A 13,127-nucleotide genomic window follows, 5' to 3' on the forward strand; every position below is an offset into this window, starting at 1 on the left:
GGGATAACGGGACGGACGTGCCATGACTCGATCCTCTCAGGGAATCGAGCCTCCATCAGACCCGGGGCGCATCAGTCCGGCCAGGAACTCTTCGCCCTCACCGACAGTAAATTTTCGGGAACGCGCCGCGGCGACGGTCATTAGTCGAGCCCAGCCAACGTCGGCTCAACGGCGTGCTACCAGCCCGGGGAGGGTGGCGTCCGGCACGGACTCTGTCCGGCCGTGCCGCTGGACTGAGCGAGACCGAAATCGCCCTGGCCCGGCAAGGTACCTCCACCGACATCCGAGAAGCCGCACTGCTGGCCTTCGCCGTCCGTGGTCATGGCCGAACCCGCCGGCCTGACCACCGACGACGTGACCGCCCTCCGCGAGCACGGCTGGAGCGACCGGACGATCGGCGACGTCGTCGGCCTGGTCACGCTCAACATGCTCACCGGCACGTTCAACCTTGTCGCGGGCATCCAGCCCAGCGGCACAGCCCACCAGGCACCGGCAGGCTGATGCCCGAACGCTTACAGCAAGCCGCGGACCAGCAGAAGAGCCGACCACTCGAGCAACGCGTGCCACTCCGCGAGGCCGACTCCACCAAGCAAATGAACGCCCGCTATCAACGCGATATGGCGATTGATTCCGATTGCGGAATGACTCCGCAAGACGGGCTGGCACTGGCGGCGGCCCAGTTTCACTCGTTGGCCGACTCGGTCCGGCTGTCGATCGTGCAACGGCTGTCCCGCGGCGAGGCCTGCGTTGTGGACCTCACCCGTGAGCTTGGGCTGGCGCGTTTACGGTGTGCAAGCACCTGAGATGCCTGCGCGGTTGCAAACTGGTGGACTACCGCGCTGACGGTCGCAGCCGTTTTACTTCCGCGCCGTCCCCGAGCCGTTGGACCTGCTGCGCTCGGCCGTGCAGCTGCTGGCCGACACCGACCGAGCCGCCGCATTGTGCCCCACCTTCGGCATGGCCGCCGAGGGATGGTTCAGTAAGGCGAAGCCGTTGCGGAGGGGATGTCGTGACGGCACTGCCTTTGGGTCCTTCCGCACCGCCGGTCGGTCGTGACACGGCGGGTGCGGCTGCTGGTATCCGCGACCATCACCTACAACGCGACCGAGACCGTAACGGCGATCACAACGGAAACGGTCGCCTCGTCGGGCGCACTGGTGGCGTTCGGGCTGGGCTCGGTGATCGAGGTAACGTCGGCGGTCGCGGTCGCCTGGCAGTTCTCCGCTCGCGACCCGACGGTGGTCGAGCATCGCGAACGTCGGGCTTGCGCATCATCGCGGTGTCGCTCTTCGCACTCGCCCTGTACGTCGTTGCGGACTCGCTCCGCACCCTGCTCGGGAGCGAGGAGGCTGAACACTCCGCACTCGGTCTGATCCTGGCCGGGCTGTCCCTGACACTCCCCCCTGACCGCATAAAGCCGAAACCAGCCTGATCGCCAGAGGATTTCGATCGCGATGGGCCTGGTCAGTTGTTGCGGTAGGCGGTGGTGAAGGTTCGGCCGCCGTCACGCGATTCGTGCACGGTCCCGTCGTCCGTCACTACGAGGAGCCGGCGTTCATCGACGACCGCGAAGGCCGTTGCCTGGCCGCCGGGAACTCGACCTCGCTGCTCCCAGTTCCCACCGCTCCGGCTGACCTGGATTCGTCCGTCTGGAGCGACACCCACCAAGGTTTCACTGTCGGGCGAGTCGAGGTGTGTCAGTACGGGCGCACCTGCCACCGGTTTGAAGCCCGCACCGGAATCCTCACTGACCCGAAGCCCTTGCGGGGTCGTGGCATACACCCTTTCGGGCTCGCCCTGGTGCGCTGCCAGGTCGACGACTTCCATGGGCGCGCCAAGGGTCCAGGTCCGCCCGTCGTCCCGACTGTGACGCACCTTGGCCGTCTGACTGTCATAGGCGTAGAGCACCTTTCCTGCCGGCTGAAGCGCATGGAAATCGGCCTTGCCCGCTTCGGACACCGACGACCAGGTCTTCCCTGCGTCAGTTGAGCGGATCAACCCCAGGTGCGGTGGGACGCCGGGGCCGATGTCCGCCGCCGCAGGGTGCCCACTGGCCAGGAACATCCTCGGCCCGACGATCGTGAAGCCCATGGTGTCCTGCACCCGTCCGGCCACCTGATCGGCACGCGTCGGATTGATGATCCTGAACACACCATGGTGCGCGGCGACGTACACCGCACCGTCGGCCGGATCAACGCCGACACCGTGGACGTGTCCCATCCCGGGGTCGGCGCTGTTGTGTGCTTCGGAAGGCTGCTCAGGGCCGTTCCCACCGCATGCCACGAGCGACGCGGCGGCCGCGGCCAGGATGGTCATCCCGGCTGCCAGGCGCCCACGAGCACGGGGTGGGTGAGTGCGCATCGACCCCTCCAGAGAGCACGAGAAAGGAGCCCAGAGGGCCACTCCACTCAGGAACCGGCCCCCCAGTGAAGCTGTCGCGGCGAGGCCGCGTACTAACGCCTATAGTAACCATTGAGGCTGGTGGCGTGGGGTGAGGGTCAGCCCGCCCCCAAGGCGAGCACGCAGTACGACGAACGTCCTGCCCTTGTTTTAGCAGGTCAACTACGAGTTGGCGGGAACCCCGAGGGGTAGGAGCATCATGGGTTCAGGACCGGCCGTCACATGCCGACGCCGTCAGGCCGATCATTTACTAAGACGTGTAGTTGGCAGATCTCAATGACATGCTGATCTCTTCGGGGGCGAGAGAGGGGCTATGCAAGGGGCATCCGTGCGGCATCGCGCGGCCAGGACCGCCATAGGGTCCCGGCTGCCGGCAATGCGCGCGCCCGTTCCGGTGGTGGGATCCAGCCTTGGCCCCGGTCGCCATGATGGCGGCGGGCCAATCTCCCCATGGCGGGTCGGCAACCCCAAGACGCTCCTGCTCGGGTTCGCGTTGATCTGCTGCGTAATTGCCATGCACGGACTTCAGGCGTCGAACAGTCCTGCGAACGCCCAAGCCCTGCCGAAGGTCAGCTCCGATCACATGCTCATGGGCACGCTCGTTGGCACCGAGGAATCCGGCCATGGCACCTCGCAGGGCAACGGTTCTCATGATCCTGGAGAGCATGCGGGTGGCGAGATCTGCCTGGCCCTGCTGACGCTCGCGCTCTGGATCGTGTTGCTCCGCGCCGTATGGCGTGCGTGGAGGTATGGGTTCTTGATTCGGCGCGGCCGTGCACGGGGACGGGTTCGGAGGTCTGGTCGCTCGCCCCCTCCGCTGGCCTTTCGATCGGCCGTGTTGCGGCTGTGATGGCGACCGCGCGGCGCTCCCCCGGCGTCCGCGTTCCCCGGTCATGTCATGACGACACGGAAGGTCCCATCATGAAACGCACGATCCCGCTCATCATCGCTCCCGCCCTCGCCCTCACGCTCGCCGCGTGCGGCGGCGACCACGATTCCGGCGGTGGCTCCATGCCCGGCCACTCGATGAGCACGAGCGCCGCGCCGTCCGCCGGTCAGCAGGCGGGGCAGCACAACGAGCAGGACGTCATGTTCGCGCAGATGATGATCCCGCATCACCAGCAGGCGCTCGAGATGGCCCAGCAGGCCAAGACCAAGGCCACCATGCCGGAGGTCAAGAAGCTGGCCGCCGACATCGAGAAGGCCCAGGACCCGGAGATCAAGCAGATGACCGCCTGGCTGAAGAGCTGGGGCGCCTCCGTGCCCTCGCCCGGAATGAGCGGCATGGACCACGGCGGCATGGAAGGCATGATGTCCGAAGAGGACATGGGGAAGCTCGGGAAGCTCTCGGGCATGGCCTACGACAAGGCCTTCCTGGAGATGATGATCAAGCATCACCAGGGAGCGGTCTCCATGGCCAAGAAGGAACAGGCCTCCGGCCAGTTCCCCGCTGCAAAAGCCATGGCGGGCTCCATCATCACCTCCCAGAACGCCGAGATCGCCACGATGCAGGGGATGCTCAAGAAGATGTGACGGCGGTCGCCCTTTCGGGCTCGTCCTCAGGGTAGTGACAGGCCCGGCACCGATCTCGGCGCCGGGCCTGTTCATTCATCCGCATGGGCCGCCTTGCGATCAAGAGCTGGCCGTCTGTGCCTCTCGCTTGACCGGGGAATCGGTCTCGGGAGCGGATTCGACCGGTTCTCCCTTGAGCGGTTTGAAGCCCCGCAGGCGCAGGCTGTTGCTGACGACGAACACCGAGGAGAACGCCATCGCCCCACCGGCGATCATGGGGTTGAGCAGGCCCGTGGCGGCCAGCGGCAGCGCCGCCACGTTGTAGGCGAAGGCCCAGAACAGGTTCCCCTTGATCGTGGCCAGCGTGCGCCGCGACAGCCGGATCGCGTCCGCGGCAGCCCGCAGGTCCCCGCTGATCAGCGTCAGGTCGGAGGCCTCGATCGCGACATCGGTGCCGGTGCCCATCGCCAGCCCCAGATCGGCCTGGGCCAGCGCCGCGGCGTCGTTGACGCCGTCCCCGACCATCGCGACCGTGCGGCCCTCGGCCTGCAACCGCTTGATCACATCGACCTTGCCCTCGGGCAGGACCTCGGCGATGACCTCATCGATCCCGACCGCGTCCGCGACGGTACGGGCGACCGCCTCGTTGTCGCCGGTAAGCAGCACCGGCCGCAGGCCCAGCGCGCGCAGCCGCTCGATCGCCTCCGGCGAGGACGGCTTGACCTGGTCGGCGACCGTGATCACCGCGCGGGCCTCGCCGTCCACCCCGACCGCGACCGCAGTGTGCCCCCGCTCCCGCGCGGCGGACATGGCCTCCTCCAGGACGGGCGGCAGGTGCTGGGACCACTCGGCCAGCAGCCGGGGACGGCCGACCAGCACGCCGTGCCCGTCCACGATCCCCTGCACGCCCAGGCCCTCGACGTTCGCGAAGTCCTCGACGGTGCCCAGCTCCCCGGCGCGCTCGGCGGCGCCCGCGGCGATCGCCCGGGCGATCGGGTGCTCGGAGGCGTTCTCCAGCGCGCCGGCCAGCCGCAGCACCTCGGCATCGTCCACGCCCTCGGCGGTGACCACGTCGACCATGGCCATCCGGCCGGTCGTGACGGTGCCGGTCTTGTCCAGCACGACGGTGTCGATCGAGCGGGTGGACTCCAGCACCTCCGGGCCCTTGATCAAGATGCCCAGCTGGGCGCCGCGTCCGGTGCCCACCATCAGCGCGGTCGGGGTGGCCAGGCCCAGCGCGCACGGGCAGGCGATGATCAGCACGGCGACCGCGGCGGTGAACGCCGCCGCCGCACCCGCGCCGGTGCCCAGCCAGAACCCCAGCGTCGCGGCCGCCAGCGCGATCACGATCGGGACGAACACCCCCGAGATGCGATCGGCCAGCCGCTGCACCCGTGCCTTGCCGCCCTGGGCCTCCTCCACCAGCCTGGCCATCTGCGCCAGCTGGGTGTCGGCGCCGACGCGGGTCGCGCGGACCAGCAGCCGCCCGCCGGCGTTGACGGTCGCGCCGGTGACCGCGTCGCCGGGGGCGACCTCGACCGGGACCGACTCGCCGGTCAGCAGCGAGGCGTCCACCGCCGAGGAACCCTCGACGACCTGCCCGTCGGTGGCGATCTTCTCCCCCGGGCGGACCACGAACACCTCCCCGGCCGCCAGCCGCTCGACCGGGACGCGTTCCTCGCGGCCCCCCTCGCGCAGCACCGAGACCTCTTTGGCGCCCAGCTCCAGCAGGGCGCGCAGGGCCGCACCGGCGCGGCGCTTGGAACGGGCCTCGAAGTAGCGCCCGGCCAGGATGAAGGCGATCACCCCGGCGGCCGCCTCCAGGTAGATGTTCATCGACCCGTCCGACCGGGTCATCGAGAACTCGAACCCGTGCCGCATCCCCGGCTCACCCGCCGTCCCGAAGAACAACGCCCACAACGACCAGACGAACGCGGCCAGGGTGCCCAGCGACACCAGCGTGTCCATCGTCGCCGCGCCATGCCGCAGGTTCGTCCAGGCCGCCCTGTGGAAGGGCCAGCCTGCGTACACCACCACGGGCGCGGCCAACGTCAGCGACAGCCACTGCCAGTACTCGAACTGCCAGGCCGGGACCATCGCCAACGCAATCACCGGCACCGACAGCACGATCGAGGTGACCAGCCGCTGCCGCAGCGTCCGCAGCGCGTCATCGTCCGCGGACGCGGCGGCGGACGTCCCCGATGCCGACTCCGGGTCGGGATCGGGGGGCGGGGGCGGCTCGGCGCTGTAGCCGGCCTTCTCCACCTGCGCGATCAGGTCATCGACACTGACGCCCTCGGGGTAGTCCACCCGCGCCTTCTCGGTGGCGTAGTTGACCGTCGCGGTCACGCCCTCCAGGCGGTTCAGCCGCTTCTCGACCCGGGCGGCGCACGAGGCGCACGTCATCCCGCCGATCGCCAGCTCGACCCGGTCCAGCGCGTTGCCGGAAGTCATCGCCTCTCCTCCTTGGGATTCGCCGTTCCTTGGGATCGTCGTGCGGGATGTCAGTTGTGCTCGTGGTCGCCGTGCCCGTCACCGGGCTCGGATCCGGGCTCGGCGGGCGGGGTGGGGGTTCCCTGGTCACCGGCCGTCGCGGTGAACTCGGCGGTGCGGACCTTGCCCTCATGCTGGAAGTCCAGGTAGAGCCGGTACGCACCGGAGCTCGGCACCTCCGCGTAGAAGGTGATCGACGGCCCCGGGCGGGTCTTGCCGTCGCCCGGCTCCCCGTCCGGGTGGACGTGCAGGTAGGCCAGGTCCCGGTCTCGCAGCGCGACCAAGTGGCCGTACGCCTCCAGGTACGGCTCCAGATCCGTGAGGGGCTTACCCCCCTTACTTACCGAAAGGACCAACTTGCTGGTCGCCCCCGGGGTGAGGGAGCCGGTAAGCGTAACTTCGTAGCCGTCGACCTTCGCGACTTGCTCGACCTTCGGCAGCTTCCGCGGACGGAAATCGCCCGGCGCGGTCACGTCGGTCCCGAGCGTGAGCTGCTTTTTCGCGCCCTCGGGCTGGACGTCGGTGAAGAAACGGTAGGCGCCGGGGTCGGGCAGCGTGAGCGGGACCGTCCAAACGCCGCCGCCCGCCTCGGACGGGTGCAGGTGCTGGAAGCCCGACAGGTCACGGCGGGCGACGATCAGGTGCAGCTTCTTGCCGTGCAGCGGCGTGTACCGCGTGACCGGCCTGCCGTCCGGGCCGTCCACCGTAAACCGGAAATCGGAAAGTTTCCCGGGCTCCACCGTCGTGGTCTCCGGGCGGAGCGTGTAACCGTCCTGGGACACCTGCAAACCACCCGGAACGGGGGGGTATCGGCGCCAGTCGCGCCATGACCACCGCGGCCGTCCACCTTCTCACCTTTCGTTCCGTGGCCGCCCGCGGCATGACCCGTCTTCTCAGTGGCGGCACCGACGGGGCCGACAACATTGCCGACCCCGAGGGCGCCTCCGAAGACGGCGGCCAGGCCCAGGGCGTACGCTCCCAGCTTGGTCGCGGTGTTCATCTCATCTCACGCCTTCAGTTCGTATCCGGCCTCTTCGACCGCCGCCCTGACCCGGGCCGCGTCGAGGGGCGCTTCGCTGGTCACGGTCACCTGGCCGGTCGCGAGGTCGACGGCCACGTCGCTCACTCCGGCGACCTGGCCCACCTCCTCCTTGACCGAGTTCACACAGTGCCCGCAGGTCATCCCGGAGACGGTGTAGGTCGCGGTGCTCATCCCTTACTCCTCTCAGATACCCCTAAGGGGTATCCGTATCGCCATGATGCCCTGCAAGTCGCCGAATTGCAACCCCTACCCCCTACACGTATCGCCAGGCAACGATGCCACCATCGACATCCCATGAGAACTCGACCGGCTCATGGCCGTCGGTGCACCACTGGCTGGCTTGCGCGTTGCGCATACTTGCGGGCGAGAGATGTCCACGGGAGGCCGTCGCGTTCACCGAAGTGCCGCCCCTCGGCATGTGCGTGCACAGCCCTCACACCCAGTGGGCGGCCCTTCCCCGACTAGCCGACGGCAGCCTCCTCGTCGCCGTCCGAACCAAGGCGTTGATCGTCTGCGCCGCACCATCGCCACCGGGCAAGCCCCGTCCATAGTGGCGGCGACCTGACATCACCCAGCCTTGACGGGCTTACGACCTCCTGAATCATCAGCATCTGCACCCGGGGCCGCACAGTACAGTGCAGTGCACTCCTACACAGAGTAGGAGATACCCGCCGTTCGCCATCGGCCCGTGGGCGGCACGCAGGTGACCACAGGTTCCCCTTAGAGCGCCACAGAAGACTCGCGGCGCTCTTCCGGCAATCTGATGCCGGCCCCACGCGGTGTACCTCGGAACGCACGACGAAGGAGAGCCGTTCAACATGGGTGCCCATCATGACCATGGTCTCGCCGGCCACCGAGGCGAGCCCGCGTCCCGCACCGCTATCCGCGCGGTACTGGCCGTCATCATTCCTCTGTCGCTCGTGACACTGGGCGCTCTCGTGTGGATGTGGCCGTCCGCCCCCGAACCCGCCGGCCCGACCTCCACGCAGATGAAACGCGTCACGGGGACGATCATCCGCGTCGATCTCAAGCCGTGCCCAAAGCAGGTGGCCCCGGACGGCTTGCCGCTGGACGCACGCCAACTGGAGCAAGAGAAGGGGGGTCGCTCGCCCGCGCAGGACCCGCGCAGGTGCGGCAACGCCCTCGTCCAGATGACCTCCGGCCCCCTGCCCGGTCGTGTCGCCACCGCAGAGCTTCCCAGCGGCCCCGGCACTCGCGTGTTCACCGTCGGGGACGATGTGATCCTGCTCGACATGCCCGGCGAGGACACACAGGGACCCTCCTACCAGCTATCGGACCACGACCGATCCAACCCTCTGTGGCTGATCGCCGCTGCCTTCATCCTCGCGGTGATCGCCTTTGGCCGGTGGCGCGGCGTTACGGCGCTGATCGGGCTGGCCGTCACCTTCGCGCTCCTCCTACTCTTCCTGATCCCCGCGATCATCGAGGGCCGGCCACCGCTGCTCACCGCGATCGTGTGCGCGGCGGCGATCATGCTTGCGGTGCTGTACCTCACCCACGGCTTCACGCTCGCGACCTCGATCGCGGTCATCGGGACCCTCGGGAGCCTCACCCTGACCGGGGTGCTGGCAATGGCCGCGATCAACCTGACCAGCCTCACAGGGATCACCGACGACAGTTCGCTTTATCTGGACCTCAGCTACCAGATCAACACTCAAGGGCTGCTCCTGGCCAGCGTCATCATCGGCTCGCTCGGCGTACTCGACGATGTCACCGTCACTCAGGCGGCCACCGTCCGCGAGCTGGCCCATGCCAACCCGTCCTACAGTTTCATCCAGCTGTACCGTGCGGCGGCCCGCGTCGGCCGAGCACACATCGCCTCGGTGATCAACACGATCATCCTCGCCTACGCCGGAGCGTCGCTCCCGCTACTGCTGATGTTCAGTCTCGGCCGCCAGCCGCTCGGCGACGTGATCACCAGCCCGGTCATCGCGCAGGAGATCGTCCGCAGCGTCGCCGGAACCCTCGGCCTGATCGCCGCCGTACCCCTGACCACCGCACTGGCCGCGCTCACCGCCACACGGCCATCGTCGCCGGACGCCATCCCCGGTCGCGACGGAGATTCATGGCGACCAGCGCACCGGAACGGGAAAAGGATCAGCCCATCCGCCCGATCGACCAGTTGAGGACGGGCGCTCGCCAGGCCGCTTCTTCACACCAGCGCCAAGACACGGCGGGCCGATGGACTTACTACTATGAATCTTAGTAGACTGAGAGGAAGCAACCAGGTGACCTTGGGTCTATATGCGATTGACCTACTGCTGTAGGTAGTAGCGCGAGCTACGGTGGAGCGTGGTCATGGCAAGCAACCAGGGGCAGGACCGGACCTCCAAATACGGACACCATCACGACACGGACTCCGACGCGTTGGACACCGTTCGAGAGGAGATACTGCGGCGCGCCATGCCGGCTGCTGGAGGGGAGTGATCCTCGGAGCAGGGGCCAGGCTCGCCCCAAGCCTCGCGAGAGTGATCGGGCGTATCGTGTCCGTCGATCCCACCGAACCCGCACTTGAGGAGATCGGCGGCGAAGCCGGTGGCACACAGCTTGCGGCTGTCGTTCCCATCGCCGTCGATCTCACGGAGTTCGTTCTGGCACGCGAAAGCGTCGATCTCGTCGTCTCAAGCTACGTGCTGCATCACCTGCACAACGCCGAGAAGAAGGCGATCGTCAACGGCGCCCGGCGTTGGCTGCGACCTGGAGGCCGACTCGTGGTCGGAGACATGATGTTCCAGCGCGGCTCCTCGCCTGGCGATCAGGGCATCGTCCGCACGAAGCTCCGTATCCTGGAGGACGAGAGGCCGGGCCGAACCTGGCAGCACCTGAGGACTATCACGAAGTTCGGCTACCACTTGGCGACCTCATCCGCAGCACCGCCCGAGTTCTGGATCACGGCGTTCAGAGACGCTGGTTTCCATAACGTCGGCCATACCCAGGTCTCGAGCGAGGCCGGTGTGGTCTGGGGCCAGATCTGACAGAGCAGAACTCCACGACGAAAGCCCGAGGCCCAGCGCTTTCGCTGCCGATGCCCTTACCCCTCCAGTCCGGTCGACTATGTGGACCTCGGCGCGGGCTTTCCCGCACGCTGGACCAGTGATCGGGGCAAGCAAGCGGCGCCGTCATCGCTGTTCGGAGAGAACGCCAAGCGAGGACTCCTAGGGAAAGTGGGAGTTCTCAGCCCAATACGCCACTCGAGCCTTCAAAGCGAACAACGGTCACGCTGGACACAGAAGGGATCAGCAGGGGCCGGCCAACCTTCCAAGGGCCGTCACCGTCGCCATAAACGGCAGCGTCATCGCACCGACCGCCATCATCCAGGCGATCGGACGGGCGACCCGCCGTGGCCGTCCCGCCGCCCCTTCCAATCGGGTCAACCGCCGCGCCAGCATGCCCTGTCCTCGCCCCGAGGCCGCAAGCGCCCCGGCGAACTCCGGCGCGGTGGCGACCTGCCGCAAGGCATCCGCCAAGGCCCGGTTGCCACTGGTACGGGCCGCCGCGTCGTCCGCCGCCATCTCCAGCAGCAGGGGGACCCTGGCCTTAGCCAGCCGGACAGTGGGCAACCACGGCAGGAGGGCGTGAACCGCATCAAGGAAAAGCAGCAGCGCATGGTGACGCTGCCGCAGGTGCGCCCGCTCGTGCTCCAGCACGGCCTTCAACTGCTGGGGGGACAGCCTCTTGCGGGCGCCCGTGCTCACCACGATCGGTCGCCACCGCGAGGGCAGGCAGTACGCCACCGGGATGGGATGGTCGAGGAGGAGAACGTCGGGATGATCGCCGTCCTCGCGCGCGACCATGTGCAGGACCTCACGGTGGTCGCGCCGCCGCCGCAGGGCGCGGCGCAGGCGGGGCACGCCGCGGGCCAGCCGGGCACAGCACATCCAGAACACGGGCAGGCTCGCCGCTCCGGCCATCACGGTGACGGCGGTCCGGTGATGGGGCAGGCAGCCGCGCAGCCATTCGACGAACCCGTGACCAGGCGTGGGCGGCCACAACAACCCGATCGCGATCACGCCCGCGACGGCTGCGACGGTCCCTGCCAGCGCTCCGAGCCAGCAAGCGACGGCGGTTCCCGGGTGCGCCTCCGAGGGCCGGAGGCGATCCAGTACGACTCCGGCGACGCAGCCCAGCAGGGCCACGGCCGTGATCAGGACGATCAGCAGGGCGAGCATCCGCTCAGGTCCCGAACTCGTCGGCTGCCCGACGACGCAGCGCTTCCAGCAGCTGCCGGGCGTCCTCAGCGGCCACACCCTCTGCGAAGCGCGTCAAAACCGCGCCGTGATCAACGGTCTCGGTCAGGGCGTCCAGCATGAGTTCGGCCACGTATGCCTCCCGCGCTCGTGTGGGGCGGTAGCGGAACGCGTGCCCGTCGGCGAGTTTCGTCAGCATGCCTTTACGCGCCAGGCGTTCCGCGACGGTCTGGACGGTGTTGTAGGCCAGCGGCTTTGTCCCTCCTTCGTTCAGGCGTTCCAGCAGTTCGCGGATCCGCAGCGGGCCAGGCGCCGCCCACAGCGCCTCCACGATGGCGCGCTCCAGCGAACCTGCGAGTCCGACCACGCGATCACCCCAATCTCTCCCACATTCTGCCCAACAAGCAGGCACAGGGGCGTGAACAAGGACGGTCCCGCCGTTCATAGGGGCGTCCAAGTCCTTCCGGCCGAACGCCCTGGGTACGAGGCGACTCAGTGATGGTACTGGTGGACGACCGCGTGCCCCTTGCCCCGGCCGATCATCCACCGGTTGATGGGTGTGGTGAGCAGGAACGCGACGAGGAAAGCGAAGGCCAGCGAACCCCAGAACAGCGGGCTGGCCAGACCGGCGTGCATGGCCTCCGGGATGACCAGCATGACCCCGTTGTCCAGGATCTCCATGATCGCGATCGAGACCGTGTCTGCGGTCAGCACGGCCTTGAACGCGGCCCGCAGGGACAGGCCCGCCTTCAGGACGCCCCGCATCGTCAGGGCATAGCCGAACACGAACGCCAGGGCGACCGCCAGCACGATCGTCGGGAGGTTGGGCCAGCCCAGCGCGGTGCCGATCACCATGCCCAGCACCTCGCCGATCGCGCAGCCCGTCAGGCAGTGCAGAGTCGCCTGCGCCGCCATTCCCCAGCTGACCGCACCTCCATGACCATGACCTTCGGCGTGCACATGATCATGAACCGGGCCGTCATGCTGACGCTCCCCCTGTCCGGGGGCGCCTTCAGATGATGAAGGAACGTGCTGCTCATGCATGTCCAAGGAGTGCTCCATACCTTCAAGTCATTCACTCAGGCGACCGGCTCGTTCAACGGCTGCGGTCACACCGGCCCATGAGATCCGCTATCGGACACTCCATGAAGCGCTGAAATGATCTACCTCAAAAGTGACCTACGCACCGTAGGAGATCGCGGTCGATTCTGGCGAGCTGCGCCAAATCTACTAAGCACAGCAGTAGATAAGCTCAGTTACCACTCAGGTACACAACGAGCGACATAACACGCAACAGCACCTCGAACCGGCGGACGCCGCCAGCGACCTCCCTTAAGGGTAGATGCAGGTTAGAACGCCACGGCAGCAGGACGCGGAAGCAGGTAGGCGATGCCGAGCAGGCACATCCCCCAGTTCCGCTGCTACTATCAATTGTAGTACTTGTTGAGCTGGAGCAGCATTGTCGAAGGGCG

General features: G+C 67.7%; 12 protein-coding genes. 5 read left to right on the top strand and 7 right to left on the bottom strand.

Translation table 11 applies throughout. The features are described 5' to 3' along the window. The first annotated feature begins 321 nt into the window (after positions 1–321). Entirely contained in the window at positions 322–501 is a 180-nt protein-coding gene (locus tag ABD340_RS24485; protein WP_344591916.1) for a hypothetical protein, read from the top strand. After that, a complete protein-coding gene (locus ABD340_RS24490; protein WP_344591917.1) occupies positions 501–803 on the top strand; it encodes an ArsR/SmtB family transcription factor in 303 nt (100 codons plus the stop codon). Before ABD340_RS24485 ends, ABD340_RS24490 begins: the two co-directional genes overlap by 1 nt. Before the next feature lie 661 nt (positions 804–1,464). Here ABD340_RS24490 and ABD340_RS24495 read toward each other — a convergent pair. Beyond that, positions 1,465–2,316, bottom strand: a complete 852-nt coding sequence (locus tag ABD340_RS24495; RefSeq protein WP_344591918.1) for a F510_1955 family glycosylhydrolase — start codon at positions 2,314–2,316, stop codon at positions 1,465–1,467. Positions 2,317–3,249: 933 nt separating this feature from the next. On the opposite strand from ABD340_RS24495, the gene ABD340_RS24500 reads away from it, so the two are divergent. Continuing rightward, entirely contained in the window at positions 3,250–3,933 is a 684-nt protein-coding gene (locus ABD340_RS24500; RefSeq protein WP_344591920.1) for a DUF305 domain-containing protein, read from the top strand. A gap of 99 nt (positions 3,934–4,032) precedes the next feature. Here ABD340_RS24500 and ABD340_RS24505 read toward each other — a convergent pair whose 3' ends face one another. From ABD340_RS24505 to ABD340_RS24515, 3 genes are all read right to left on the bottom strand, one after another. Then, positions 4,033–6,366 carry a heavy metal translocating P-type ATPase gene (locus ABD340_RS24505; RefSeq protein ID WP_344591922.1) on the bottom strand — a complete coding sequence of 778 codons (2,334 nt, stop codon included), beginning with the start codon at positions 6,364–6,366 and terminating at the stop codon, positions 4,033–4,035. Between the two features lie 50 nt (positions 6,367–6,416). Then, a complete protein-coding gene (locus tag ABD340_RS24510) occupies positions 6,417–7,187 on the bottom strand; it encodes a hypothetical protein (protein WP_344591923.1) in 771 nt (256 codons plus the stop codon). Positions 7,188–7,411: 224 nt separating this feature from the next. Further along, positions 7,412–7,618 carry a heavy-metal-associated domain-containing protein gene (locus ABD340_RS24515; RefSeq protein ID WP_344591924.1) on the bottom strand — a complete coding sequence of 69 codons (207 nt, stop codon included), beginning with the start codon at positions 7,616–7,618 and terminating at the stop codon, positions 7,412–7,414. Between the two features lie 608 nt (positions 7,619–8,226). Between ABD340_RS24515 and ABD340_RS24520 the strand changes: the two genes are divergently transcribed. Then, positions 8,227–9,594, top strand: coding sequence for a YibE/F family protein (locus tag ABD340_RS24520; RefSeq protein WP_344591926.1), 1,368 nt, complete (start codon positions 8,227–8,229; stop codon positions 9,592–9,594). Positions 9,595–9,891: 297 nt separating this feature from the next. Beyond that, positions 9,892–10,443 (top strand): class I SAM-dependent methyltransferase, encoded by a 552-nt coding sequence (locus ABD340_RS24525; RefSeq protein WP_344591928.1) that lies wholly within the window; start codon positions 9,892–9,894, stop codon positions 10,441–10,443. Between the two features lie 261 nt (positions 10,444–10,704). Here the strand turns inward: ABD340_RS24525 and ABD340_RS24530 are convergent, their stop codons facing one another. From ABD340_RS24530 to ABD340_RS24540, 3 genes are all read right to left on the bottom strand, one after another. After that, a complete protein-coding gene (locus ABD340_RS24530) occupies positions 10,705–11,637 on the bottom strand; it encodes a M56 family metallopeptidase (protein ID WP_344591929.1) in 933 nt (310 codons plus the stop codon). Positions 11,638–11,641: 4 nt separating this feature from the next. Beyond that, entirely contained in the window at positions 11,642–12,022 is a 381-nt protein-coding gene (locus ABD340_RS24535; RefSeq protein ID WP_344591930.1) for a BlaI/MecI/CopY family transcriptional regulator, read from the bottom strand. Positions 12,023–12,147: 125 nt separating this feature from the next. Continuing rightward, positions 12,148–12,570 (bottom strand): DUF4396 domain-containing protein, encoded by a 423-nt coding sequence (locus tag ABD340_RS24540; RefSeq protein ID WP_344591931.1) that lies wholly within the window; start codon positions 12,568–12,570, stop codon positions 12,148–12,150. Positions 12,571–13,127: the final 557 nt, after the last annotated feature.

The organism is Actinomadura vinacea (assembly GCF_039532545.1).
GTDB lineage: Bacteria > Actinomycetota > Actinomycetes > Streptosporangiales > Streptosporangiaceae > Spirillospora > Spirillospora vinacea.